At 66.9% G+C, this 24,412-nt stretch carries 25 protein-coding genes and 1 pseudogene; 23 read left to right on the top strand and 3 right to left on the bottom strand.

Going from position 1 to position 24,412, the window contains the following annotated elements; genetic code table 11:
• Position 1: 1 nt before the first annotated feature.
• Positions 2–1,312, bottom strand: coding sequence for a guanine deaminase (guaD, locus tag EF888_RS10665; protein WP_109758986.1), 1,311 nt, complete (start codon positions 1,310–1,312; stop codon positions 2–4).
• Positions 1,313–1,394: 82 nt separating this feature from the next.
• Here guaD and mgtE point away from each other — a divergent pair, with 82 nt between their 5' ends.
• The 6 genes from mgtE (at position 1,395) to EF888_RS10635 (ending at position 7,575) form a co-directional block, all read left to right on the top strand.
• Complete coding sequence (mgtE, locus tag EF888_RS10660) at positions 1,395–2,798, top strand: magnesium transporter (protein WP_109758985.1); 1,404 nt, start codon at positions 1,395–1,397, stop codon at positions 2,796–2,798.
• A complete protein-coding gene (locus EF888_RS10655) occupies positions 2,795–3,355 on the top strand; it encodes a 5-formyltetrahydrofolate cyclo-ligase (protein WP_109758984.1) in 561 nt (186 codons plus the stop codon). The genes mgtE and EF888_RS10655 overlap by 4 nt, the downstream gene beginning before the upstream one ends.
• 45 nt (positions 3,356–3,400) lie before the next feature.
• Positions 3,401–4,210 (top strand): TIGR00282 family metallophosphoesterase, encoded by an 810-nt coding sequence (locus tag EF888_RS10650; RefSeq protein WP_109758983.1) that lies wholly within the window; start codon positions 3,401–3,403, stop codon positions 4,208–4,210.
• A gap of 209 nt (positions 4,211–4,419) precedes the next feature.
• The gene (locus tag EF888_RS10645) at positions 4,420–4,791 is read left to right on the top strand and encodes a hypothetical protein (RefSeq protein ID WP_109758982.1); all 372 of its coding nucleotides are present in this window, start codon (positions 4,420–4,422) and stop codon (positions 4,789–4,791) included.
• A 71-nt stretch (positions 4,792–4,862) separates the two neighbouring features.
• Complete coding sequence (locus tag EF888_RS10640; RefSeq protein ID WP_241239869.1) at positions 4,863–5,801, top strand: DMT family transporter; 939 nt, start codon at positions 4,863–4,865, stop codon at positions 5,799–5,801.
• Entirely contained in the window at positions 5,794–7,575 is a 1,782-nt protein-coding gene (locus EF888_RS10635; protein WP_109758980.1) for an SLC13 family permease, read from the top strand. The genes EF888_RS10640 and EF888_RS10635 overlap by 8 nt, the downstream gene beginning before the upstream one ends.
• On the opposite strand, the gene miaA is transcribed toward EF888_RS10635, so the two are convergent.
• A complete protein-coding gene (gene miaA, locus EF888_RS10630; RefSeq protein ID WP_206508487.1) occupies positions 7,572–8,450 on the bottom strand; it encodes a tRNA (adenosine(37)-N6)-dimethylallyltransferase MiaA in 879 nt (292 codons plus the stop codon). The genes EF888_RS10635 and miaA overlap by 4 nt on opposite strands.
• Before the next feature lie 75 nt (positions 8,451–8,525).
• Here miaA and pyrH point away from each other — a divergent pair, with 75 nt between their 5' ends.
• From pyrH to lpxB, 15 genes are all read left to right on the top strand, one after another.
• Complete coding sequence (gene pyrH, locus EF888_RS10625; RefSeq protein ID WP_109758978.1) at positions 8,526–9,254, top strand: UMP kinase; 729 nt, start codon at positions 8,526–8,528, stop codon at positions 9,252–9,254.
• Position 9,255: 1 nt separating this feature from the next.
• The gene (locus tag EF888_RS10620; RefSeq protein ID WP_109758977.1) at positions 9,256–10,344 is read left to right on the top strand and encodes a S41 family peptidase; all 1,089 of its coding nucleotides are present in this window, start codon (positions 9,256–9,258) and stop codon (positions 10,342–10,344) included.
• A gap of 12 nt (positions 10,345–10,356) precedes the next feature.
• Positions 10,357–10,815, top strand: a complete 459-nt coding sequence (gene dtd, locus EF888_RS10615; RefSeq protein ID WP_109758976.1) for a D-aminoacyl-tRNA deacylase — start codon at positions 10,357–10,359, stop codon at positions 10,813–10,815.
• A 115-nt stretch (positions 10,816–10,930) separates the two neighbouring features.
• On the top strand, positions 10,931–11,488 hold the full coding sequence (gene frr / locus EF888_RS10610) for a ribosome recycling factor (RefSeq protein ID WP_109758975.1): 558 nt from the start codon (positions 10,931–10,933) through the stop codon (positions 11,486–11,488).
• An 84-nt stretch (positions 11,489–11,572) separates the two neighbouring features.
• Positions 11,573–12,247, top strand: coding sequence for a polyprenyl diphosphate synthase (gene uppS, locus EF888_RS10605; protein WP_241239889.1), 675 nt, complete (start codon positions 11,573–11,575; stop codon positions 12,245–12,247).
• Positions 12,244–13,032, top strand: coding sequence for a phosphatidate cytidylyltransferase (locus EF888_RS10600; RefSeq protein WP_109758973.1), 789 nt, complete (start codon positions 12,244–12,246; stop codon positions 13,030–13,032). Before uppS ends, EF888_RS10600 begins: the two co-directional genes overlap by 4 nt.
• On the top strand, positions 13,029–14,201 hold the full coding sequence (gene dxr / locus EF888_RS10595; RefSeq protein ID WP_109758972.1) for a 1-deoxy-D-xylulose-5-phosphate reductoisomerase: 1,173 nt from the start codon (positions 13,029–13,031) through the stop codon (positions 14,199–14,201). The genes EF888_RS10600 and dxr overlap by 4 nt, the downstream gene beginning before the upstream one ends.
• 18 nt (positions 14,202–14,219) lie before the next feature.
• Positions 14,220–15,563 (top strand): RIP metalloprotease RseP, encoded by a 1,344-nt coding sequence (gene rseP, locus EF888_RS10590; RefSeq protein ID WP_109758971.1) that lies wholly within the window; start codon positions 14,220–14,222, stop codon positions 15,561–15,563.
• Positions 15,564–15,653: 90 nt separating this feature from the next.
• A complete protein-coding gene (locus tag EF888_RS22460; protein ID WP_277601042.1) occupies positions 15,654–15,779 on the top strand; it encodes a hypothetical protein in 126 nt (41 codons plus the stop codon).
• Between the two features lie 130 nt (positions 15,780–15,909).
• Complete coding sequence (bamA, locus tag EF888_RS10585) at positions 15,910–18,198, top strand: outer membrane protein assembly factor BamA (RefSeq protein ID WP_109758970.1); 2,289 nt, start codon at positions 15,910–15,912, stop codon at positions 18,196–18,198.
• 1 nt (position 18,199) lies between these two features.
• Complete coding sequence (locus EF888_RS10580) at positions 18,200–18,733, top strand: OmpH/Skp family outer membrane protein (protein WP_109758969.1); 534 nt, start codon at positions 18,200–18,202, stop codon at positions 18,731–18,733.
• Between the two features lie 67 nt (positions 18,734–18,800).
• Positions 18,801–19,253: a 3-hydroxyacyl-ACP dehydratase FabZ gene (gene fabZ, locus EF888_RS10575; protein ID WP_109758968.1), complete on the top strand. Its 453-nt coding sequence runs from the start codon at positions 18,801–18,803 to the stop codon at positions 19,251–19,253.
• A complete protein-coding gene (lpxA, locus tag EF888_RS10570; protein ID WP_109758967.1) occupies positions 19,250–20,050 on the top strand; it encodes an acyl-ACP--UDP-N-acetylglucosamine O-acyltransferase in 801 nt (266 codons plus the stop codon). Before fabZ ends, lpxA begins: the two co-directional genes overlap by 4 nt.
• Before the next feature lies 1 nt (position 20,051).
• Positions 20,052–20,837: an LpxI family protein gene (locus EF888_RS10565; protein WP_109758966.1), complete on the top strand. Its 786-nt coding sequence runs from the start codon at positions 20,052–20,054 to the stop codon at positions 20,835–20,837.
• 40 nt (positions 20,838–20,877) lie between these two features.
• Positions 20,878–22,044 carry a lipid-A-disaccharide synthase gene (lpxB, locus tag EF888_RS10560; protein ID WP_164721792.1) on the top strand — a complete coding sequence of 389 codons (1,167 nt, stop codon included), beginning with the start codon at positions 20,878–20,880 and terminating at the stop codon, positions 22,042–22,044.
• Here the strand turns inward: lpxB and mnmA are convergent.
• Entirely contained in the window at positions 22,041–23,177 is a 1,137-nt protein-coding gene (gene mnmA / locus EF888_RS10555) for a tRNA 2-thiouridine(34) synthase MnmA (protein ID WP_109759029.1), read from the bottom strand. The genes lpxB and mnmA overlap by 4 nt on opposite strands.
• A 133-nt stretch (positions 23,178–23,310) precedes the next feature.
• Between mnmA and sciP the strand changes: the two genes are divergently transcribed.
• Positions 23,311–23,589, top strand: coding sequence for a CtrA inhibitor SciP (gene sciP, locus EF888_RS10550; protein ID WP_109758964.1), 279 nt, complete (start codon positions 23,311–23,313; stop codon positions 23,587–23,589).
• A 91-nt stretch (positions 23,590–23,680) separates the two neighbouring features.
• A pseudogene (ctrA, locus tag EF888_RS10545) lies at positions 23,681–24,398 on the top strand (response regulator transcription factor CtrA).
• Positions 24,399–24,412: the final 14 nt, after the last annotated feature.

Below are 24,412 nucleotides of genomic sequence, written 5' to 3'. Positions count from 1 at the left end.
TTCATCTTGCTTCAAATACGCGATCGACCGGCCGGCCAAGGATGCGGACCTCGCGGATGGCGCGGTCGTCCCCCATCATGATCGTCGGGAAGACCGCCACCCAGATCGTCTCGGCGCGAGCGGCGCGTTGCGCGATCACGGGCGTCGAGGCGAGGTCGAGAACGACGAGGTCGGCGTCGCATCCGGGCGCGAGGCGTCCGATGCGATCATCGAGCCGCAGCGCGCGAGCCGAGCCTTCGGTGGCGAGCCACAGCAGTTCGGCGGGGTGGGGAGGGCGGCTGCGAAGCTGGCCGATCTCATAGGCCGCCGCCATCGTTCGCAGCATCGAGAAGGAGGAACCGCCACCGGTGTCGGTGGCAAGGCCCACGGTCTGCCCCCCGGACTTCAGCCCGGCGAGGTCGAAGAGGCCCGAACCGATGAAGGTGTTCGACGTCGGGCAGTGGATCAGCGCCGCGCCCGCCTCCTTCAGCCGCGCACGTTCGCGCTCGGTCAGGTGGATCGCATGGCCGAACATCGCGCCGGGACCAAGGAGACCCGCCGCCTCGTAGGTGTCGAGGTAGTCGCGGGCTTCGGGGAAGAGGTCGCGGACCCAGGCGACCTCGTCGGTCTGCTCGGACAGATGCGTCTGCATCGGGCAGTCCGGGTGTTCGGCCCAGAGCGCGCCCAGCGCCTGAAGCTGCTCGCGCGTCGACGTGGGCGAGAAGCGTGGCGTGACGGCGTAGCGGAGGCGGTCCTGGCCATGCCAGCGCTCCAGCAGGATCTTTGAGTCGTCGTAGGCCGACTGCGCGGTGTCGGTCAGCCCGTCGGGCGCGTTCCGGTCCATGCAGGTCTTGCCGCCGACCGCGCAGAGGCCGCGAGCCTGCGCCTCGGCGAAGAAGGCGTCGACGCTTGCGGGATGGACGGTGCAGAAGCTCGAAACCGTCGTGGTTCCGTGAGCGAGCGAGAGGTCGAAGAAGAGCTTCGCCGCCTGTCGCGCGTAGCCGGGGTCCGAAAAGCGAAGCTCCTCGGGAAACGTGTAGTCGTTCAGCCAGTCGATCAGCCGCTTGCCCCATGAGGCGATGATGCCGGTCTGCGGATAGTGAACGTGGGCGTCGATGAAGCCGGGCAGGATGAGGGCGTCGCCGTAGTCGGTGATGCGCGCTGTCGGATGTGAACGGCGCAGGTCGTCGGCGGTGCCGGTGGCCGCGATACGTCCGTTCTCGATCAGGATCGCGCCCCGCGCGTCATGGCGCACCACGTCCCATCCCGCCTCGAAGGGATCGGCCGGGAAGTCGAGCGTCTGGCCGATCAGGAGTTCAGGAGTGCTGGTCATGGATCGGAAGGTATCGAGGATATCTTTCGGTTGTCCATCCCGGGGGATTGTCTAGGTTGCGCGCCAGAAGAGGAGCCCGCCCATGACCGACGCGCCCGAGACTGAGGAGACTCCCGTCGCGGAAGAGGATCGGTCGGTCGACGAGGATTACGCCCTGGACAACAGGGCAGTCGCGCAGGTCCTCGAGGCTGTGGCGGAGGGCGACAAGGCCAGACTGACCGCGCTCTTCGAGCCGATGCACGCCGCCGACATCGCCGACCTTCTCGAACAGGTCGAGCCCGACGAACGGCGTCAGCTGGTACTACTCGCGGGGAGTCTGATCGACGGCGAGGTGCTGTCCGAGATCAACGAGGACATCCGGGAAGAGGTCATCGAGACGCTGACCTCGGAACAGCTCGCCGACGCGATGCGCGAGCTCGAATCGGACGATGTCGTCGACATCATCGAGGACCTCGACGAAGACCGGCAGGAGGCCGTTCTCGACGCACTGGACATGGTCGACCGGATCGCGGTCGAGCAGGCGCTGTCCTATCCCGAATACTCCGCCGGACGCCTGATGCAGCGCGAGGTGGTCATCGCGCCCGAGCACTGGACCGTCGGCGATACCATCGACCATCTTCGCGGCCAGGACGACCTGCCCGAGCAGTTCTACCACGTCATCCTCGTCGACCCGCGCCACCGGCCCGTGTCCTATGTCACGCTCGGCCGGATCATGTCGTCGCCGCGCACCACGCCGCTCGCCTCGATCACCGAGGAGAGTTTCCGCAAGTTCGAGGTCGACGAATACGAGGGCGACGTGGCCTATGCCTTCAACCAGTACCACCTGATCTCGGCGCCCGTGACCGACGCCGACGGGCGGCTCGTGGGTGTCATCACCATCGACGACGCCATGGCCGTCCTCGACGAGGAGCACGAAGAGGACGTCTTTCGTCTCGCCGGTGTGGGCGACGAGAGCCTGTCGAATTCGACCTTCGAGATCGTGCGGCGGCGCTTTCCCTGGCTTGGCGTGAACCTTCTGACGGCTATTCTCGCCTCGGTCGTGATCTCGCTTTTCGAGGACGTGCTCTCGGCGGTGGTGGCGCTGGCGGTCCTCATGCCAATCGTGGCCAGCATGGGCGGGAACGCGGGCACCCAGTCGATGACGGTCGCGGTGCGCGCGCTGGCCACCCGCGACCTGACGGGGTCGAACGCCTGGCGCGTCGTCCGGCGCGAGGCGATGGCGGGGCTGCTGAACGGCTGCCTCTTCGCCGTCGTCATGGCTTTCGTGGGCTCCATCTGGTTCGGCGAGCCGCTGATCGGCGTGGTGATCGCTGTGGCGATGGTGGTGAACCTACTGGTCGCGGGCCTGTCGGGTGTGCTCGTTCCCCTGACGCTCGAACGCTTCGGCATCGACCCGGCCCTCGCTTCGGGCACCTTCGTCACGACGGTGACGGACGTGGTGGGTTTCTTCGCCTTCCTGGGCCTCGCCTCGCTGGTCCTTCTGTGACGCTGGCCGAGCGCAAGGCTGCTGCCCGACAGGAGGCGATCGCCGCGCGGGCCGCCGTCGACCCCGCCCTTGCGGGTCCGGCGAACCGGGCGCTGATCGAGGCGGTCCGCGCCGCTCCGGGCCGCGTCGTCTCGGCCTTCTGGCCGATCCGGGCCGAGATCGACGTCCGCCCGGCCCTTAACGACCTCGCCGCGACGCACGACCTCTGCCTTCCGGTCGTCGTGGCAAAGAATGCGCCGCTCGTCTTCCGCCGCTGGCGTCCGGGCGACCTCTTGCGCGAAGAGAAGTTCGGCACTTTCGTCCCTCAGGCGACCGAGGAGCTGACGCCGGAGATCCTGATCGTGCCGTTGGCCGCCTTCGATGCACGCGGGTTCCGCCTGGGCTATGGCGGCGGCTTCTACGACCGGACGCTCGCCGGCCTCAGGGCCGCGGGAGGCCCGGTGACGGCCATCGGCGTGGCCTACGAGGCACAGCGGATGGCCGAGGTTCCCGTCGAGACGACCGACGAGCCGCTCGACCTCATAGTGACCGAAACCGGGCCACACTGGCCCGCCTGACAGCGTCGGCTTGCCACTCCGCGCAGGCGGGGGTAGGGCGGGGCCATGCGACTTCTCTTTCTCGGCGACGTGATGGGACGGGCCGGCCGCAATGCCGTCCGCGACCGTCTGCCTGCTCTCCGCCAGCGCCTCCGCGCCGACTTCGTGGTGCTCAACGCCGAGAACGCGACCTCTGGCGTGGGGCTGACGCCCGAACATGCAACCGAACTCCTGGCCTCGGGCGCGGATGTCCTGACGCTTGGCGACCACGCCTTCGACCAGAAGGAGATGCTGGCCGGGATCGAGAAGGAACCGCGCATCATCAGGCCGATCAACTATTCGAAGGCGGCTCCTGGCGTCGGTGCGCGGGTCTTCGACGCCCCGGGCGGGCGAAAGGTCCTGGTGGCGCAGGTGCTGGGCCAGGTCTTCATGAAGCGGCCCTTCGACGATCCGTTCTCGGCGCTCGACGACATCCTGCGGAAACATCCCTTGGGTGGGATGGTGCAGGCGAGCCTCGTGGACATCCATTGCGAGGCGACCTCCGAAAAGATGGCCGTGGGTCACTTCTGCGACGGGCGCGCGAGCGTCGTCGTCGGCACCCACACGCATGTCCCCACGGCTGACGCGATGATCCTGCCGCGCGGCACGGCCTACCTGACCGATGCCGGCATGTGCGGCGACTATAATTCCGTCATCGGGATGGAGAAGGACGAGCCCCTCCGCCGCTTCGTCACCGGCATGGGCAAGGGCCGCTTTCAGCCCGCCTCGGGCGAGGCCACGCTCTCGGGGCTCCTGGTCCAGACCGACGACCGCACCGGCAAGGCCACTTCGGCCGAAATGGTGCGCGAGGGCGGACGGCTCAGCCCGTCGCCCTGACCCATCATTCCGATTCACAGGTGAAATCGGCGGTGATATTGAGAACCCACTTGCGAGTTGCATGAACCTTCCCGTCGGATCCGTCCGCATGAGTCGGCGGCTGTTCGGAACGAGGACGGCGTGCGCGTGAGAGGGATGGGAAAAATGACCAAAGACAGTATCGACTCGCGCTTCGGGCGCGGTTCTGAACTTCGTGGGGAGGGCAGGGCATGAACGGTGTCGCTTACCGCTTCTTCCTGACCGGCGCGTTTGCCGTCGTTCTGGGGATGTCCTGGGGGATCCTCATGTCGATCTCGCAGGACCACACGATGGCGCCGGCGCACGCGCACCTCAACCTCGTGGGCTGGGCCAGCATGGGGCTCTTCGGGCTCTACTACCACTCCGTGCCGCGGGCTGCCGCGACGCGACTGGCCCAGATCCACTATCTCGTCGCCCTCGCGGGCCTCGTCGTGATGGTGCCGGGCATCGCCCTTGCGATCTCGGAGCAGGGCGAGGCCTTCGCCGCGCTCGGCTCGATCCTGACGATGGCGTCCATGCTGATCTTCGTTGTGACTGTGGCGCGGAACACCGTGCCCGCCTAAGACGCCGACCCTTGCGGACCGCCCGCCGGATGGATCATCTGGCGGGCGGACTGCGCCGAAGGGACAGGCATGTGACAGGACGGACAGCGGGCCTCTATGCGGCCCTTGCGCTGATGGGGGCGGGATGGGGTCTGTCGCAGCCCCTGTCGAAGATCGCGGTCGGCGGCGGACACGGCACGCTTGGCCTCATGGTCTGGCAGCTTGTCATCGCGGCGACGCTTCTGACCGCCGTGCAGGCGGCTCTGGGCGCGCGGCTGCGAACGGACCGCGCAGCACTTCTTGTCTACGCCGCCGTTGCGCTGACCGGAACGGTGATCCCCAATGCCTTCAGCTTCGAGGCCGTGCGCCACCTGCCGTCCGGCCTCGTGTCGATCCTTCTGTCACTGGTACCGATCTTCGCTTTCCCGCTCGCTCTTGCGCTGAGGACCGAACGATACTCGCCGGTCCGAGCCGCAGGCCTCCTCCTCGGTCTCGCCGGGGTCCTGATGATCGTCGGCCCCGAGGCGAGCCTGCCCGACCGCGCGATGATCGTTTTTGTCCCGCTCGCGCTCGTCGCGCCCTTCTTCTATGCGCTGGAAGGCAACATCGTCGCGAAGTGGGGCACGGCGGGGCTGACGCCCGTGGGCGTTCTGCACGGCGCCGTACTTCTCAGCCTCGTTCTGGTGGTCCCGATGGCGTTTGCCACCGGCCAGTGGATCGACCCCCGCCCGCCCTGGGGCGCGCCGGAGGCGGCACTTGTCCTCTCCTCGGTCATCAACATCGCCGTCTATACCGGCTACGTCTGGATGGTGGGCCGCGCGGGGGCGGTCTTTGCGGTGCAGGTCAGCTATCTCGTGACGGGCTTCGGCGTCCTCTGGGCAATGGCGATCCTGTCCGAGACCTTCTCGCCCTGGGTCTGGGCGGCGATGGCGGTGATGCTTCTCGGCACGGTCCTCGTGCAACCGAAGAAGGCGGGCGCGTCACTGCTTGCCGCGCCTGACGAGAGCGGCGAAACTCGGTCGGATGCTTGACCTCGTGACCCTGCCGGGCCATTGGCCCGCCTATGTGACCCTGCTTGTCGTTGCAGGCATGTTCGCCCTTTTCGTGCGCGAGACCTATCCCCCCGAGGTGACCGCCATCGCCGGCGCGACGGTCCTTCTGGTCATGGGCGTGCTGCCCTACGAAGAGGCGCTGGCGGTGATGTCGAACCCGGCGCCCTGGACCATCGCGGCGATGTTCATCGTCATGGGAGCCCTCGTCCGGACGGGGGCGCTTGGATGGTTCACCCGGATCGCGGACGCGAAGGCAGACACCAAGCCGCGCACGGCGATCTTCGGACTGATGGTCCTCGTCGTCTTCTCGTCGGCCTTCGTCAACAACACGCCCGTCGTCCTGGTGATGATCCCCGTCTTCGTGCAGCTCGCGAACCGCATCGGCCTTCCGGCGTCCAAGCTTCTGATCCCCCTGTCCTACGCCGCGATCCTTGGGGGCACCTGCACGCTGATCGGCACCTCGACGAACCTTCTCGTCGATGGCGTCGCGCGCGCCAAGGGGCTCGAAGCATTCACCATCTTCGAAGTGACACCGCTTGCGCTGATCCTCGTTGTCTGGGGCGGGCTCTATCTCTACGTCGTCGGGCGACACCTGCTGCCCGACCGCGCCAGCATGGCCAACCTCCTGTCGGATCCGTCCAAGCGCAAGTTCTTCACCGAGGTGGCGCTGCCCGAGGACAGCACGCTGATCGGCCGCAACGTGACCGAAATCGACCTTTTCAAGCGCGATGCCGTGCGCCTCGTCGACGTGCTGCGGGGCGACCTGTCGTTGCGGCGCAACCTCGCTTCGGTCGTGCTCGAGCCGGGCGACAGGGTCGTCCTGCGCACCCAGATGGAAGAGCTTCTGGGCCTTCAGGCCTCGCGCGACGTCCGTCTCGTCGACAAGCTGTCCTCGGTCGAGACGACGACGGTCGAGGTCCTCATCACGCCGGGCGCGACGCTTGTCGGGCGCTCGCTCGGCTCGCTCCGCCTGCGCCGCCGCTACGGGGTCTATCCGCTGGCCGTCCACCGCAAGAACGAGAACATCGGACGCCAACTCGACGACGTGGTGATCCGCGTCGGCGATACGCTGCTCCTGGAAGGCGTGGCCGAGGACATCCAGCGACTTGCGGCGGACGCGGGCCTCGTCAACGTCTCGCAGCCGACCGCGCGCGCCTATCGTCGCGGCCACGCGCCCGTGGCGCTGCTGGCGCTGGCCGGGATCGTGATCCTCGCCGCCGCCGGTGTGGCGCCCATCCTCGCGCTTGCGATGGTGGCGGTGGCGGTCGTCCTCCTGACCCGCTGCATCGATTCCGACGAGGCTTTCTCGACCATCGACGGCCATCTTCTGGCGCTCATCTTCTCGATGCTGCTGATCGGTGCCGCGCTCGAAAGCTCGGGCGCCGTCGTCCTGATCGTCGACGCGCTGACGCCCTTCCTCGCCAGCCTGCCGCCGTTCCTGGTGGTCTGGGCGGTCTACCTCTTGACCAGCTTCCTGACCGAGCTTGTGTCGAACAACGCCGTGGCGGTCGTGGTGACGCCAGTGGCGATTGCATTGGCCGCGAGCCTCGGGATCGACCCACGGCCTCTGGTCGTAACCGTGATGGTCGCTGCCTCGGCCAGCTTCGCCACCCCGATCGGCTATCAGACGAACATGATGGTCTATGGTCCGGGCGGGTATCGCTTCGCGGACTTCCTGAAGGTGGGCATCCCGCTCAACCTCACGACGGGTATCCTCGCCTCGCTGCTCATCCCGTTCTTCTGGCCGCTCTAGGTCGTCGCCCCGATCGGACGCCAGGCCTTCATCCGCGCCCTGAACCAGGTGCGCTGACGCTTGGCGTACTGCCGTGTCGCGACGATTGCGGCGGCACGCGCGTCTTCAAGCGCCATCTCCCCCCGAACATGCGCCACCAGTTCTGTTGCGCCGATGGCCTTGGCCGAGGGCAGGTCGGAACGCCAGCCGGCGGCGTTGCGCCGCGCTTCCTCCAATGCGCCCCCTTGCAACATGGCGTCGAAGCGACGCTCGATGCGGGGCGTCAGCCAGTCCTTCGGCGCGTCGATCAACAGGGCCTGCGCCGCGTCGAGAGGCAGGATCGGCTGGGGCGTCCGGTTCTGCCACGCGGCAAGGCCACGCCCCGTCGCGCGCAAGACCTCCCACGCGCGCTGAACGCGCATCGGGTTGGCGGTATCGATCCGCGCCACCGTGGCATCGTCGAGGTCGGCGAGGAGGGCGCGGTGACCCTCGGCCTCGATCCGCATCGTCGCCTCCTCGCGCACCTCGGGCGGAGTTTCGGGGATGTCCGCCAGCCCCTCCGTCAGCGCGGTGAAGTAGAGACCCGTCCCGCCCACGATCACGGGCGGCGGGCCGTCGAGGAGGGGCGCGACCTCGCGCAGCCAGTCGCCTACGGAATAGGGCCGCTCGCCGGGGACGTGACCGTAGAGGCGATGCGGCAGGGCTTCTTCGTCCGCCTCGGACGGGCGCGCCGTCAGAACCCGCCAGTCGGAATAGACCTGGAGCGCGTCGGCGTTGACGACGGGACCGCCGAGGAAGGCCGCGATCTCCATGGCGAGAGCCGATTTTCCGCTGGCTGTCGGGCCGGCGAGAAGGACGGGCCGCGTTCGGTCGAGCATCTCTGTCGGTCGCGGCATGGATCCCTCGTTGAACCTCCCGCGCTTTTCCGACATTTTCGCGCGGGGCGCAAAGAGCGAGCAAGGGACAGACATATGACCGAGACCGCGAGGCCCGCTTACAAACGAGTGCTTCTCAAGATTTCCGGTGAAGCGCTCATGGGCGATCAGGGCTACGGCCTGCATCCGCCCACGGTCCAGCGCATCGCGAAGGAGATCAAGATCGTCCAGGCCATGGGCGTCGAGATCTGCATGGTCATCGGCGGCGGCAACATCTTCCGCGGCCTGGCGGGCTCGGCCCAGGGGATGGAGCGGACGACGGCGGACTACATGGGAATGCTGGCCACGGTGATGAACGCCCTTGCCATGCAGTCGGCCCTTGAAGGCGTCGGTGTCTTCACCCGCGTCATCAGCGCCATCCGCATGGACGAGGTCGCCGAGCCCTACATCCGCCGACGCGCGGTGCGTCATCTCGAGAAGGGCCGGGTCTGCATCTTCGCCGCGGGCACCGGCAACCCCTACTTCACCACCGACACCGCCGCGACGCTGCGCGCCTCCGAGATGTCGTGCCAGGCCATCTTCATGGGCAAGAACGGGGTCGACGGGGTCTACGACAAGGACCCCAAGACCAACCCGGACGCAAAGCGCTATGACGCCGTGTCCTTCGACGAGGTCCTGCGGAAAAACCTGCGGGTCATGGACGCATCGGCCATCGCGCTGGCGCGTGACAACAAGCTGCCGATCATCGTCTTCTCGCTGGACGAGCCCGGCGGTTTTCGCGGCATATTGTCGGGACAGGGGACCTACACCACAGTGTCAGGCTGACATGGACGGCTCTCGGGACCTGGCGGGCATCCGCGAGGCACTGATCCGCGACCGGGCGATGGCTGGCGTGGCTTCCGAGCTTGTGCTCGAGGGTATGGGTCGGGTCGAAGCCGCCGTCGGTGACTGCGAAGACATGATGCTCGAGGCGATGCGGCTGTTCGCCCTTGCCGGCAACGGTCACACGCGCCTGATCCCGAACGCCGCCGCGAAGGTCTATCCCTTGCGTCTCGTGTGGTCGGGGCAGGGGCTCTGGTCCTGTCCCGAGGCGCGGCGGGTGGTCAGCGTCAACGGCGTGTGCGTCGAGGAGCTGCACGACCGCCTCGGCGACTACCTGGCCGGGACGTCGGCGCGGCGCCGCGTGATCGGGGGGCTGCCGCTGGTATGGTCGCCCGCGCTCGAGCGTCTTGGCGTGGCGAAGCGCGGCGAGCCCGTGACCTATCGCTTCACCAAGGGCCGCAACGTCACCGTCCGCGAGACCGATCGGATCCGCGCCCTCGTCCACTATCCCGTAGGCGAACAGGGTTATCCGACGCCGGGACGCGATCCCTATCGACCGAGGCAAGGTGTCCTTCGGCTGGACAGCTTCTCCTCCGATCCTGTCTCGGTGGCGTCCCGATTGCAGCGGGCCGACGAAATGCTCGAACGCCACAAGGGGCCGCTCGTCGTCGATCTGCGCGGCAATCCGGGCGGCGATTTCATCAGGCACCTTCCCATACTCGACCGGATCGAGGCCTTCGGCCGGCCGGTGACGGTCCTCGTCGACCGCTTCACCTTCTCGGCCGCCATCGTCTTCGCCGCACTCTGCCGCGCCCGCCTCGAGGCGCGTGTCGTCGGCGAGGAGATGGGGGATGGGCTTCAGTTTCATGCCGAGGGCGATACGCTGACCCTGCCCGAATGCGGCGCGGCCGTTCGTCATTCCGATGCCTGGCATGACTGGGAAACCGGCCGGGCGACGCTCGGCACACCTCCTGTCATCGCCAAACAGATGCGCGCCTGTGGCCGCCTGACGCCCGAGCCGCGCATCGTCACGACACCGGACGACCTCGCCGCAGGCAAGGATCCTGCCCTCGACGCAGCCCAGGCGGCGTGAGAGAAAGGAACCATGCGCGCCCTTGTTCAAAGAGTCACCGAAGCCGCCGTCAGAATCGATGGCTCGGTGGTGGGCGAGATCGGGCCCGGCCTCGTCATCCTCGCCTGCGCGATGCAGGGCGACGGGCCTGACGAAGCTTTGGCGCTGGCGGGGCGGATCGCGAAGCTGCGCATCTTCCGCGACGCCGACCAGCGCATGAACCTGTCGGTGACGGACCAGGGCGGATCAGTTCTGATCATCAGCCAATTCACGCTGGCCGCCGACACCTCGCGCGGAAACCGTCCGGGCTTCTCGCAGGCCGCGGCGCCGAACCTGGGCGCCGAGCTGGTCGAGACGCTGGCGACCGAACTGGCCCGTCTCGGGCTCACGGTCGCGCGGGGACGTTTCGGCGCGGACATGAAGGTCAGCCTCGTGAACGACGGCCCGGTGACGATCTGGCTCGACACGGCCGAGCGCAAACCATCGCCATGAAAATTGCGCATCGCCTGCACGGGCTTGCCACGGCCGCTCTATACATCCTGCGACCGATGCAGGTATAGAAGGGCGACTTTCGGACCCGAACCGCTTTAGAACGGACGGAACAGGCATGGCAGAAGACCTAGACATCGACGACCTCGAACGGAGGATGGAAGGCGCAATGGCGGCGCTTCGGCAGGAATTCCTGTCACTGCGCACGGGCCGTGCCGCGGCCTCGATGCTCGAGCCGATCATGGTCGATGCCTACGGGGCTCTCACGCCGATCAACCAGGTGGGCACGGTCAACGTCCCCGAGCCTCGGATGATCACGGTCAACGTCTGGGACAGGGCGCTGGTGAACAAGGTCGAAAAGGCGCTGCGCGAGTCGGGCCTCGGCATCAATCCCGTGGTCGACGGCACCATCATCCGCCTGCCGATCCCCGAGTTGAACGAAGAGCGCCGCCGCGAGCTGACGAAGGTTGCGGGCCACTATGCCGAGAACGCGCGCGTGGCTGTCCGCAACGTCCGCCGCGACGGCATGGACAAGATCAAGAAGGCGAAGTCCGACGGCATGAGCGAAGACGACCAGAAGTTCTGGGAAGCCGCCGTGCAGGACGCGACCGACAAGGCGATCAAAAAGATCGACGCTGCGCTGGAAAGCAAGCAGGAAGAAATCATGCAGGTGTAACCTGCTGACGTGGGGCGAGTGACCAGGAGAACCGACTTGGGCAAGAATACAGACCGGGCAAGCCCCGCGCATGTTGCGATCATCATGGATGGCAACGGGAGGTGGGCCCAGAAACGTGGCAAGCCACGCCTTTTCGGCCACCATGCCGGGGCGCGCCGCGTCCGCGAAATCGTCGAGGCCTGCCCCGACTTCGCGGTCAAGTACCTGACGATCTTCGCTTTCTCCACCGAGAACTGGAAGCGCACTCAGTCCGAAGTTTCGGGGCTGATGAAGCTCTTCAAGCGCTACCTGATGAGCGAGACCAAGGAATTGGTCGACGCCGGCGTCCGCGTCCGTTTCATCGGCGACCGCATCAAGCTGGACGAGACGCTCGTCGCGCTGATGGACGAGCTCGAGCTTCTGACCTGCCACAACGATACGGTCCATCTGACCATCGCGCTGAATTACGGCGGCCGCGACGAGGTGGCGCGCGCCACCAAGCGTCTCGCCCGCGAGGTCAAGGCGGGGCGCATCGACCCCGAAGCCGTCGACGCCGAAACCCTGGCGCGATACCTCGACACCTATGTCCTGCCCGATCCCGACCTCGTCATCCGGACGAGCGGAGAGGCGCGGATTTCCAACTTCCTTCTCTGGCAGTCGGCCTATTCCGAATACGAGTTCGTGGACACGCTCTGGCCCGATTTCACGCGGGACGAGTTCGGACGCATCCTTGCCAGCTTCACGCGCCGGGAGCGACGGTACGGAGCCGTGCCCGGATGACCTCTGCCGGGGGCAAGTGGCATGATCTGTCGCAGCGCCTGATCTCGGGCGGCATCGTCTCGGTCGTCGGGCTTTACCTCATGTGGCTGGGCGGAGTGCCGTTCCACCTTCTCGTCTCGGTCGTGGCCGGGGTTCTGGTGTGGGAAGTGGCGCGGATGATCGGGGCAGGGACGCTGGCGCTGTCGCTCGGCGGGCTGGCCTCGCTGGCGCTTCTCCTGCTCGTCAACCTGCCCGCAGGCTATGCGCTTCCCTTCGTCTTCGCCCCTGTCCTCATCGGCATCGCGCAGCTCGAGCGTCATCGCCTGACCTATGCCCTCTTCACGTCGGCGATCCTCTTCGCGGGTTATGGCCTTGTCTTCCTGCGGGACGACCACGGCTTCGTCTGGATGGCGTGGCTGGCTCTCTGCGTCATCGCGTCGGACATCCTGGGCTATTTCGCTGGCCGCTTGATCGGCGGACCCAAGTTCTGGCCGCGCGTCAGCCCGAAGAAGACATGGGCGGGGACCGTGGCGGGCTGGGTCGGGGCGGCGGGGGTGGGCCTCGCCTACGTCATCGACGGCCGTGCGAGCGGCGAGATCATCGGCGTCTCGGTCGCGATCGCCATAGCGGGACAATTGGGCGATGTCGCGGAAAGTGCGCTGAAACGCCGCTTCGACGTCAAGGACAGCTCGAACATCCTGCCGGGGCATGGCGGGTTGTTCGACCGGTTCGACTCCATGCTTGGCGCCGCGCTGTTCCTTCTGCTCATCAGCCAGATCATCAACTTCCCCTTCGGCATCAGATGACCCGTCGCGTTTCGGTCTTCGGGGCGACCGGCTCGATCGGGGCGAACACGCTCGACCTGATCCGCCGCGCGCCGGACGACTATCGCGTAGTGGCCTTGACCGGGGGCCGGAACATCGCGGCACTGGCGCGCGACGCACGGGAGCTGCGGGCCGAGGTCGCCGTCACTGCGCATGAAGACTGCCTGCCTGCTCTGCGCGAGGCGCTGGCGGGCTCCGGTGTCGAGGCGGCGGCGGGCGAAGCGGCGATTTGCGAGGCGGCCGCGCGACCAGCGGACTGGATCATGTCGGCCATTGTGGGCGCGGCGGGGTTGCCGCCCGGTCTGAAGGCGCTCGAGCAGGGGACGACGCTGGCGCTGGCCAACAAGGAAAGCCTCGTGACGGCGGGGCCGCTTCTTCTACGGACCGCCGCGCGACACGGGGCGACGATCCTGCCCGTCGACAGCGAGCATTCGGCGATCTTCCAGGCGCTCCGCGGCGAACGGCCCGAAACAGTCGAACGCATCATCATCACCGCCTCGGGCGGGGCCTTCCGCGACTGGCCGATCGAGCGGCTGGCGGAGGCGACGCCCGAGCAGGCGGCGACGCATCCGAACTGGGACATGGGCCAGCGGATCACGGTCGACAGCGCCAGCATGTTCAACAAGGCGCTGGAAGTCATAGAGACAAAAGAGTTTTTCGGCATAGACCCTGACAGGATCGAGGTCATCGTCCATCCCGAAAGCCTGGTCCACGCCCTTGTCGGCCACCGCGACGGCGCGCTCATCGCCCATGTGGGCCCCCCTGACATGCGTCACGCCATCGGCTACGCCCTCAGCTTTCCCGACCGGGCGGAATTGCCTGTCGAGAGACTGAATCTCGCGAAGATCGGCAGCCTGACGTTCCGCGATCCCGAGGAGGCGCGCTATCCCGCGCTTGGCCTCGCGCGGGAGGTCATGCGGATCGGCGGGCTTGCGGGGGCCGCCTTCAACGCCTCGAAGGAAGCCGCGCTCGACGCGTTCCTCGACGAGCGGATCCGTTTCACCGACATGGCGGACGTTGTATCCCGCGTGATCGAAATTATGTCAGCGCAGGGCCTCGACAGCGCCGCAGTTGACCTCGACACTGTCCGCGAGGCAGACAAGGCGGCCCGTATCCGGGCCGAAGAGGCGATTAACGCCTTGCAGAGCTGAGAGAGAGAACGCGCAGGCATGGACTCCCTGATCCCGGTCTTCGGAAACCTGGCCTTCACGCTGGTGGCTTTCGTCGTCGCCCTGTCCGTCATCATCGCCATCCACGAATACGGCCACTACATCGTCGGCCGCTGGTCGGGCATCAAGGCCGAGGTGTTCTCGCTCGGCTTCGGGCCGGTGCTGGCGTCTCGGGTCGACAAGCACGGCACGCGCTGGCAGATCGCGGCGCTGCCCTTTGGCGGTTACGTCAAGTTCCTTGGCGACAAGAGTGCGGCTTCCGACAAGGCCGACCCCGACGTGCTGGCCGAGCTGACGCCGGAAGAACGGCGCCACACCATGCACGGCGCCCCCCTCTGGGCGCGGGCGGCGACGGTGTTCGCGGGGCCCGCCTTCAACTTCATCCTGTCGTTCCTGATCTTCACCGCGTTCGTTCTGTACTTCGGCATCCAGAAGGAGCCGCTCGTCGTCTCGGAGGTGAAGCCTCATCCCGCCGCTGTCGAGGGGCTTGCTCCCGGCGACACGCTGGTTGCCATCGAGGGCGTTCCCGCCGCCACGGCCGAACAGATGAACGCCGCCGCCGACGAGATCGAGCCGAGCCCCAGCCTCGACTACACCGTTCTGCGTGACGGGCAGGAGATCGTCGTCGAAGGGCCGTGGCTGACGCCACCGATCGCTTCGGATTTCTCGCCGGACAGCGCAGCCGCTGCCGCCGGGATGGAACCGGGCGATGTTGTCGTGTCGGTCAACGGAACCACCATAGCGGATTTCCAGGAGTTGAACGACGCCACGCGCAATTCCGAGGGCAAGCCGCTGAACCTCGGCATCTGGCGCAACGGCGAGACGCTGACCTTGTCGGTCACTCCACAGAGGCGGGACACACCCGCGCCGGACGGCGGGTTCGAGACGCGCTACCTGATCGGGATGCACGGTGGGGCCGTCATTGACTTCGAGACCGAGACCCCCGGTGTGATCGAAGCCATGGGGTATGGCGCCGAGCGCCTGTGGTTCGTGGTGGACATGAGCGTCCAGGGCATCTGGAGCGTCATCAACCAGGATATCTCGACCTGCGCCGTCTCGGGTCCCATCACCATCGCAAAGACCTCGGGCGAAGTTGCCGCGAAGGGGGTCTCGGACTTCATCTTCTTCATCGCGGTGATCTCGGCCGCCGTGGGGTTCATGAACCTGATCCCGGTGCCGGTCCTCGACGGCGGTCACCTCGTGTTCCACGCCTGGGAGGCGCTGACGGGGCACCCGCCGCCGGATCGGGCGATGAACGTGATGATGGGGATCGGGCTGTTCCTCGTGCTGTCGCTGATGGTCTTCGCCTTCGGAAACGACATTTGGTGCAGATTTATCCTGTAAGCCACAGGAACGTCCCTCACCTGCCCCAATCCAGTCACATTTCGTGCCTAGGCGTTAACCTGCACAGCACACGATTGGCGGAGCAAGCCGATGAAAACGATCCAGAGGGGATACCAAGGCTTCGAACTTCTGGTCGAACTCAACCTCGACCGTCTGTTCGTCCTGACGGCGCTTGGCGCCGCACTCTGGCTGGGTGCCTATTTCGGCACGTCCTGACGCCCGACCCTACGCCACCGCACACACACACGACCAGCGACGCCGCCCTCACGGGGCGGCGTCGGGCTTTTGACAGGCCCTCAGAATCCGACTACTCACGTTTCAAACAGGAACAGGCGGGGCAGGGCGGATGGTCAGGGTGGCATCGAACGGCGTGAGGGCGGCGTGTCTCGGACTTGCGGTCGCGGTCGCGGGTCTTGCGGCACAGGCGCAGGTCAGGGTCGGCGCGGTCCAGGTCGACGGCAACCAGCGCATTCCCGACAGCACCATCGTCAGCCTTCTTGGCATTCAGCCGGGCGCAAGCGCCACCGATGGACAGATCAACGACGGCCTCCAGCGGATCATGGGTTCGGGCCTGTTCGAGACCGCGGACGTGCAGACCACCGGCTCGGGTCTCGTCGTGACCGTGGTCGAGCGTCCGACGATCAACCGCATCAGCATCGAGGGCAATGAGCGCATCACCGACGAGGCGCTTCTGCCCGTCGTGACCTCGACCCCGCGCCGGGTCTATTCGCCCCAGGCCGCCGCGACCGACGCCGCCGCCATCGCCGACGCCTATAACGCCGCCGCGCGGCTGTCGGCCACGGTCACGCCCAAGATCATCCGGCGCTCGGACAACCGCGTCGACCTGATCTTCGAGATCGGTGAGGGCCGTCCCGTCGAGAACGAGCGCATCAGCTTCGTCGGCAATCGCGATTTCTCGGACCGCCGCCTGCGCCGCGTCATCGACACCAAGCAGGCCGGTTTCCTGCGTACGATCATCGGCCGCGACACCTATGTCCCCGAACGGATCGACTTCGACCGCCAGCTTCTGACCGACTTCTACCGCTCGCGCGGCTACGTCGACTTCCAGGTGCTGAACGTGGCGAGCGAGCTGTCGCGCGAACGTGACGCGACCTTCATCACCTTCAACGTCCGCGAGGGGCAGAGCTTCGACGTGGGCCAGGTCTCGGTGTCGAGCGAATACGCCAACCTGAACGTCGAGGCCTACCGCCGCGCGCTTCGCATCCGGCCCGGACAGACCTGGTCGCCGTCGCTGATCGACGAGAACATCGCCCGGCTCGAGCGTAAGGCGCTTCAGGACGGTTTCGACTTCCTGCGCGTCGATCCCCGCGTGACCCGCAACGACCGCGACCTGTCGCTGAATGTCGAGTTCGCGCTGGTCCGCGGTCCCCGCGTCTTCGTGGAGCGCATCGACATCGAGGGCAACCGCACGACGCTCGACCGCGTGATCCGGCGGCAGTTCGACACCGTCGAGGGCGATCCCTTCAACCCGCGCGAGATCCGCAACGCCGCCGAGCGCATCCGCGCCCTCGGTTTCTTCTCGAACGCCGATGTCGAGACGCGCGAAGGCTCGTCCGCCGACCAGGTCGTGGTGGACGTCAACGTCGAGGAGCAGGCGACGGGATCGCTGTCCTTCGGCGGCAGCTTCAACGACGAGTCCGGCTTTGCGCTGCTGATCGGCTTTTCCGAGCGGAACTTCCTCGGGCGGGGGCAGAGCCTGTCGTTCAACCTCGAAAGCGGCACCGAGAACTCGCGTTCGACGTTCAGCTTCGCCGAACCGGCGTTCCTCGGCCGCGACCTGACCTTCGGGCTGCGCCTCGCCTACATCACGTCGGACTACGACAACGCCACCTATGACACGACGGTCGCCAGCATCTCGCCCAGCCTGTCGTTCCCGGTCAGCGAGAACGGTCGCCTGACGCTGAGATACGAGGCCGCCAGGGAGGAGATCGTCGACGTCTCGACAGATGCGTCGCCCATCATCCAGGCCGAGGAAGGAGACCTCTTCCGGTCGTCCCTCGGCTATGACTACACGCTCGACCTCCTCAGGGGCGGCCTGAACCCGAACCGGGGCGTCCGCGTGTCCTTCGGGCAAGAGTTTGCGGGCCTGGGCGGCGACGTGGAATACGTCAAGAGTTCGGTCAGGGGGGTCGCACAGCGCGATTTCCTGAACGAGGAGGTCACCCTCCGCGCGATCTTCGAAGGCGGCACGATCAGCTCCATCGGCGACGGCGGCACGCGCGTCACGGACCGCTATTTCCTGAACTCGCGCCAGCTTCGCGGCTTCGCCTCGCGTGAGGTCGGACCGCGCGACACGGGTGCGGCGGAACCCGAAGTGCTCGGCGGCAACAACTTTGCGTCTCTCCGGTTCGAGGCCGACTTCCCGCTCGGCCTGCCCGAAGAGTACGGGCTGTCGGGCGGTGTCTTCGCCGACTTCGCCTCGCTCTGGGGTCTCGACGACACGGCCGGCGTCGCGACGGTGGACGACAGTTTCGAGCTGCGCTCGGCCGTCGGTTTCTCGCTGTACTGGACGACGCCGATCGGACCGCTGAAGATGAACTTCGCCAAGCCGATCCAGAAGAACGACCTCGATGTCGAGAAAAGCTTCGACCTCACGATCTCGACCCAGTTCTAGGATGGGCCGCGCGCTCTGGCTCGCGGTCCTTCTCGCCCTGGGACCTGTCACGGCGGCCCGGCCGCAGGAGACGGGCGTTCCCCCGGTGCAGGCGGGGGTGCTGACGATCGACCAGGACCGGCTGTTTTCCGAGACCAAGCTCGGTGCCGACACTCTCGCCGGGCTCGAGGCCGAGGCGCAGGCGCTCGCGGCCGAGAACCAGCGCATCGAGGGCGAGTTGATCGCCGAGGAGCGTCGCCTGACCGAGCAGCGCGCCGATCTCGAGGCCGAGGCCTTCCGCGACCTTGCCAACGAGTTCGACGAGCGCGTCCAGCGCATCCGGGACGAGCAGGACCAGAAGGCGCGTGACCTGACGCGGACGCGGGACGAGGCGCGCTCGGTCTTCTTCCGCGATGTGGCGGTCATCATCTCCGAGATCGTCCGCGAGAAGGGAGCGCTGGTAGTTCTCGACCGGCGCGACGTGTTTCTGTCGGCCGATTCCATCGACATCACCGACGAGGCGATCCGTCGGGTGAACGCCGCCGAGGGCAAGTAGGCCGAGTGAGCCCGCGCTTGCCGCGAGCCGCCCCGCTTGATACCGCTGGAAAAAAGGGACCATCCCCATGAGCGATCTGAAGACCGCCGACATCGAGTTGATCCAGCGGATCATACCGCACCGCTACCCGTTCCTGCTTGTCGACCGGGTGGTCGAGATCGACGGAACCGCCTCGGGCGTGGGCATCAAGAACGTCACCATGAACGAGCCGCAGTTCACCGGGCATTTCCCCGGAATGCCGGTGTTTCCCGGCGTCTACATGGTCGAGGCGATGGCGCAGACGGCAGCGGTCGTCGCGGGCGTCGGTCTCGATCTGGCGGACAAGAAGTTCGGCGTCTACTTCATGGCCATCGACAGCGCAAAGTTCCGCCGCAAGGTCGGTCCCGGCGACACGCTTCGCATGAAGGTCGAGACCCTGCGCGGCGGCGGCAAGGTGTGGAAGTTCCGCGGTGTCGCCACCGTCGAGGGCGAGGTCGCCTGCGAGGCCGAGTTCACCGCGATGATGGACCTTCCGAAGTGAGCATCGACGCCACTGCCCGCGTGCACCCTTCGGCCGTCGTGGAAGACGGTGCTCACATCGGTCCCGGCACGACCGTCGGGCCGTTCTCTCTCATCGGCGCAAGGGTGCGCCTTGGCGCGGGCGTTGTCGTCAAGAGCCATGCCGTCGTCACCGGCGATACCGACGTAGGCGACGAGACGGCGATCTTCCCCGGCGCGGTGATCGGCGAGATCCCTCAGGACCTTAAATTCAAGGGCGAGGCCACGCGGCTTGTCATCGGCAAGCGCAACCGCATCCGCGAAGGTGTCACGATGAATACCGGCACCGAGGGCGGCGGCGGTCTGACGCGCGTCGGTGACGACTGCCTCTTCATGACCGGCGCCCATGTCGCTCACGACGCCATCGTCGGCGACAGGGTCATCGTCGCGAACCAGGGCGCCATCGCCGGCCACTGCGTGATCGAGGACGACGTCATCATCGGCGGCCTCTCGGGCATCCACCAGTGGGTGCGGATCGGGCGGGGTGCCATCATCGGCGCGGTCACGATGGTCACGAACGACGTCATTCCCTATGGCCTCGTGCAGGGCCCGCGCGGGCAACTCGACGGGCTGAACCTCGTGGGGCTCAAGCGCAAAGGCGTGTCGCGCGAGGACATCACGGCACTTCGCGCCGCCTTCCAGATGTTGGCACAGGGCGAGGGCGCCTTCGCCGACCGCGCGCGGCGGCTGAGGGACGAGACCGCCAGCGCTTATGTCCGCGAGATCGTCGATTTCATCCTCGCCGACAGCGACCGCCACTTCCTGACGCCGGAGCGCTGAGGTGCTTGCGCTGATCGCGGGGCGGGGCAAGTTGCCGGCGGTTCTCGTGGATAGCCTCGAAGACTTGCCCTTCATCGCCTCGCCCGAGGGGTTCGATCCTGATTTCCTGGTGCCCGACCGCCGCTTCCGGATCGAGGAACTGGGCACGCTCATCGAAGAGATGCGCGCACTCGGCGTGACCGAGGTGTGCTTCGCAGGCGGTATCCGGCGGCCCGACGTCGATCCCGCACGGATCGATGCCGCGACGCAGCCGCTTGTGCCACGCATCCTGGCGGCGCTCGGCCAGGGGGACGATGGCGCCTTGCGTGCGGTTCTGTCGATCTTCGAGGAGGCCGGCTTCACCATCCGCGCGGCCCACGAGATCCTGCCGGCCCTTCTGCCCGACGCAGGCGTTCCCACCGCACGACGGCCGGACCCCACCAACGAGGCCGACGCCGAGCGCGCCGCCGCCATCGTCGCGGGCATGGGCGACCTCGACATCGGGCAGGCCGTGGCTGTGCTGTCCGGGCAGGCGCTGGCGGTCGAGGGCGTCTTCGGCACCGACTGGATGCTCGCCTCGCTGCGGCACCGGCCCGACGGGGGAGGCGGCCTTATCTACAAGGCCGCGAAGCCCGGTCAGGACCGGCGCGTCGATCTGCCGATGATCGGAACGGATACCGTCACCGCGGCCAAGCGCGCCGGTCTCGATGGCATCGTGGTCGCGAGGGACGAGGTGATGGTCCTCGGCCTCGACCGCGTGACGCGCGCCGCCGACAAGGCCGGGCTCTTTCTCTGGGTGCGCGGCTGATGCTTCATATCTTCGCAAATACGCATTGTCCCACATGCCCCTGAAGCTCTGGCTTCTGGCGGGCGAGGCGTCGGGCGACAAGCTCGGCGCGGCGCTGATCGCGGGGCTGAAGGCGCTGCACCCGGACCTGGAACTCCGCGGCGTGGCCGGTCCTCTGATGCAGGCCGCGGGGATGGAAAGCCTGTTCCCGATGGACGATCTCAGCGTCATGGGGATCGCCGAGATCTTGCCGAAGTACCCCGCATTGCGCCGTCGGCTGAACGAGGCGGCGCGCGATTGCCTGGACGTCGCGCCCGACGCGCTTGTCACCATCGACGCGCCCGACTTCTCGCTGCGCCTCGCGCGGCTGGTCAAGTCCGCCGCTCCGATCCGCACCGTCCACTATGTCGCGCCATCCGTCTGGGCCTGGCGTCCGGGTCGCGCGGCGAAGATGGCGCGTCACATCGACCAGGTTCTGGCGCTTCTGCCGTTCGAGCCGCCCTACATGGAGGCCGCAGGGATGCGCTGCGACTTCGTCGGCCATCCCGTCGTCGCCGAGCCGGTGGCGACCGAGAAGGAGGCCCGCGCCTTCCGCGAGGCGTCGGGCCTTGGCGACGCGCCCCTCGTCCTCGTCCTGCCCGGATCGCGGCGAGCCGAGGTCGGGCGGCTGACGCCCGTCTTCGGCGAGGCCTTGCGTCACGTTCTCGCGGCGCAACCGGAGGCCCGGGTGGTCGTTCCCGCCGCCCGATCCGTCGCGGCGCAGGTGATTGAGGCCGTCAGGGACTGGCCGGGCGCGCCGGTGGTTCTCGATTCGCGCAAAGATCCCGCGGCCGACGCCGTCAAGCGCGCGGCCTTCCGCGCCTCGGATGCAGCGCTTGCGGCGAGCGGGACCGTCAGTCTCGAACTGGCCGCCGCCGGGACGCCAATGGTCGTGGCGTACGACATGAACTGGATCTCGTGGCAGATCATGTCGCGGATGGCCCTGATCGACACCGTCACCTTGGTCAATCTCGTCACCGGTCGAAAGGTCGTGCCCGAATTCCTCGGCCCCGCGTGCCGACCGGAGCCAGTCGGGGCGGCGCTGGCAGCGCTTCTCACGGACGGTGCGGCGCGGGCGGCGCAGGTCGCGGCGATGAACGAGACGATGGACAAGCTCGGAAAGGGCGGCGAGCCTCCGGGTCTGCGCGCTGCGCGCGCGGTTCTCGACGGTCTGGGACTGCCCGCCTAGCGCGAAATCCAGCCGCCGCCGAAGACGCGGGTGCCGTCCGGCTCGTAGAAGACGCAGGCCTGACCTGGCGAAACCCCTTCCTCGGGCGACAGAAGCTCGACCTGGGCCTCGGTCGCCGAGAGCGGCCGCACGACCGCTTCCACAGGCGCCTTGGTCGAGCGGATCTTGACCGTGAGCGGCCACTCGGAACGGCTGTCGAAGGGAGCGTCGCCCAGCCAGTTGACCTCGCGCACCGCGATCGTCCGGGTCGCCAGCAGGTCTTTCGGCCCGACGACCACTCGGCGGCCGTCGACGTCGAGCTTGACCACGTAGAGCGGCTCGTCCAGCCCGCCGATGCCAAGGCCCCGGCGCTGTCCGATGGTGTAGTGGATGACGCCCCTGTGCTCTCCCAGGATCCGGCCATCGGCGTGGACGATCTCGCCCGGTTCTGCGGCGCCGGGGCGCAGTTTCTCGATCAGCGCGGCATAGTTGCCGTCCGGGACGAAGCAGATGTCCTGGCTGTCGGGCTTGTCGGCGACCGTCAGACCGTGCGTCGCGGCAAGCGCCCGCGTCTCGGCCTTCGACGACAGGTGGCCGAGGGGAAAGCGAAGGAAGGCGAGCTGTTCCGGCGTGGTCGAGAACAGGAAATAGGACTGGTCGCGCGCGGCATCGGCCGCCCGGTGCAACTCGGGCCCCGACGCGCCGACGCGGCGCTGGATGTAGTGTCCCGTCGCCATGCAGTCGGCGTCGAGATCCTTCGCCGTCATCAGCAGATCCTTGAACTTCACCCGTTCGTTGCAGCGGATGCAGGGCACGGGCGTCGCACCCGCGAGGTAGCTGTCGGCGAATTCGTCGATCACCGCGTCGCGGAAGATGTTCTCGTAGTCGAGGACGTAGTGCGGGAACCCCATCTCCTCGGCCACGCGGCGCGCGTCGTGGATGTCGATGCCCGCGCAGCAGGCACCCTTCTTCGCAAGCGCCGCACCGTGGTCGTAGAGCTGGAGCGTCACGCCGACGACATCATAACCCTCGCGGGCGAGTTCGGCCGCGACGACCGAGCTGTCGACGCCGCCCGACATCGCCACCACCACCCGCGTCTCGGCAGGCGGCTTGGGGAAGCCCAGGGAATTGAGGCTGGAGGCTCGGTCGAGCATGGCGTCACCGGAAGCGAAGGGAAGATCGCGAAGAATATGGGAAAAATTGGCGGAAATCACAAGGTCGGGCCTTCACCCAAGATTAAGCCAGCCCGGGCAAAGGTCGCCGTGACAATCCCGGAACGACGCGGCCATGTATCTCAAGAAGGTGAAAGGACCAAGGGCGGTGACCCTGCCGGACGGCAGGGTGATGACCCGCGCCGACCTGCCGGACGTCGAAACCCGCAGGTGGGTCGCCAGCCGAAAGGCGGCGGTCGTGCGCGCAATCGCTCATGGCCTTATCACCCGGGCCGAGGCGCTGGACACCTATCACCTGTCTGAGGAAGAGCTGGACGCGTGGCACGTTGCAGTTGAGCGACACGGAGAGGCCGCCTTGAAAGCCACGAGTTTGCAGCGGTATAGACAACCATAGCGTGTAGTGCTAGCTTTCGTCGGGGGTAACCGCCAGTTAATCTTTTGGCTCCAATGTATCCCCGAATGGCAAGCCTGCGGAGATTGTGACTATGCGTGTTCTCTTGGTTGAAGACGATCCGACGACCTCGCGCAGCATCGAGCTGATGCTGACCCATGCGAACCTCAACGTCTATGCGACGGACCTGGGTGAAGAGGGGATCGACCTCGCCAAGCTCTACGACTACGACCTGATTCTGCTCGACCTCGGCCTGCCCGACATGGACGGGCACGAGGTGCTGCGCCAGCTTCGGATGGCCCGCGTGGAAACGCCGATCCTCATTCTCACCGGGTCGGACGATACGGAAAGCAAGATCAAGGGCTTCGGTTTCGGCGCCGACGACTACCTCACGAAGCCTTTCCATCGTGAAGAACTCGTTGCCCGCATCCACGCCATCATCCGCCGCTCGAAGGGACATGCGCAGTCGGTGATCCAGACCGGCAAGGTCGCCGTCAACCTCGATGCCAAGACGGTCGAATCCGAAGGCAAGACGGTCAACCTGACGGGCAAGGAATACCAGATGCTGGAGCTGCTTTCGCTCCGCAAAGGGCACGACGCTGACGAAAGAGATGTTCCTCAACCATCTCTACGGCGGAATGGACGAGCCGGAGTTGAAGATCATCGACGTCTTCATCTGCAAACTCCGCAAGAAGCTGTCCATCGCGACCGGCGGCGACAACTACATCGAGACGGTTTGGGGACGGGGCTATGTCCTGCGCGACCCCGAACCCGTAAGCCTGAGACGCGACGCCCTCCGCGCCTCGGCCTGAACCTCCTCCCTGCC

Source organism: Silicimonas algicola (assembly GCF_003970735.1).
In the GTDB taxonomy this organism is placed as follows: domain Bacteria; phylum Pseudomonadota; class Alphaproteobacteria; order Rhodobacterales; family Rhodobacteraceae; genus Silicimonas; species Silicimonas algicola.
Note: the sequence above shows the minus strand (reverse complement) of the source record. Positions and strands in the feature narration are given on the sequence as shown.

Bases quoted from the DNA above. Each gene is read 5' to 3' on its own strand.
- guaD (WP_109758986.1), bottom strand. From the start codon at position 1,312: ATGACCAGCACTCCTGAACTCCTGATCGGCCAGACGCTCGACTTCCCG.
- mgtE (WP_109758985.1), top strand. From the start codon at position 1,395: ATGACCGACGCGCCCGAGACTGAGGAGACTCCCGTCGCGGAAGAGGAT.
- EF888_RS10650 (WP_109758983.1), top strand. From the start codon at position 3,401: ATGCGACTTCTCTTTCTCGGCGACGTGATGGGACGGGCCGGCCGCAAT.
- EF888_RS10645 (WP_109758982.1), top strand. From the start codon at position 4,420: ATGAACGGTGTCGCTTACCGCTTCTTCCTGACCGGCGCGTTTGCCGTC.
- EF888_RS10635 (WP_109758980.1), top strand. From the start codon at position 5,794: ATGCTTGACCTCGTGACCCTGCCGGGCCATTGGCCCGCCTATGTGACC.
- miaA (WP_206508487.1), bottom strand. From the start codon at position 8,450: ATGCCGCGACCGACAGAGATGCTCGACCGAACGCGGCCCGTCCTTCTC.
- pyrH (WP_109758978.1), top strand. From the start codon at position 8,526: ATGACCGAGACCGCGAGGCCCGCTTACAAACGAGTGCTTCTCAAGATT.
- EF888_RS10620 (WP_109758977.1), top strand. From the start codon at position 9,256: ATGGACGGCTCTCGGGACCTGGCGGGCATCCGCGAGGCACTGATCCGC.
- dtd (WP_109758976.1), top strand. From the start codon at position 10,357: ATGCGCGCCCTTGTTCAAAGAGTCACCGAAGCCGCCGTCAGAATCGAT.
- frr (WP_109758975.1), top strand. From the start codon at position 10,931: ATGGCAGAAGACCTAGACATCGACGACCTCGAACGGAGGATGGAAGGC.
- uppS (WP_241239889.1), top strand. From the start codon at position 11,573: ATGGATGGCAACGGGAGGTGGGCCCAGAAACGTGGCAAGCCACGCCTT.
- EF888_RS10600 (WP_109758973.1), top strand. From the start codon at position 12,244: ATGACCTCTGCCGGGGGCAAGTGGCATGATCTGTCGCAGCGCCTGATC.
- dxr (WP_109758972.1), top strand. From the start codon at position 13,029: ATGACCCGTCGCGTTTCGGTCTTCGGGGCGACCGGCTCGATCGGGGCG.
- rseP (WP_109758971.1), top strand. From the start codon at position 14,220: ATGGACTCCCTGATCCCGGTCTTCGGAAACCTGGCCTTCACGCTGGTG.
- EF888_RS22460 (WP_277601042.1), top strand. From the start codon at position 15,654: ATGAAAACGATCCAGAGGGGATACCAAGGCTTCGAACTTCTGGTCGAA.
- bamA (WP_109758970.1), top strand. From the start codon at position 15,910: ATGGTCAGGGTGGCATCGAACGGCGTGAGGGCGGCGTGTCTCGGACTT.
- EF888_RS10580 (WP_109758969.1), top strand. From the start codon at position 18,200: ATGGGCCGCGCGCTCTGGCTCGCGGTCCTTCTCGCCCTGGGACCTGTC.
- fabZ (WP_109758968.1), top strand. From the start codon at position 18,801: ATGAGCGATCTGAAGACCGCCGACATCGAGTTGATCCAGCGGATCATA.
- mnmA (WP_109759029.1), bottom strand. From the start codon at position 23,177: ATGCTCGACCGAGCCTCCAGCCTCAATTCCCTGGGCTTCCCCAAGCCG.
- sciP (WP_109758964.1), top strand. From the start codon at position 23,311: ATGTATCTCAAGAAGGTGAAAGGACCAAGGGCGGTGACCCTGCCGGAC.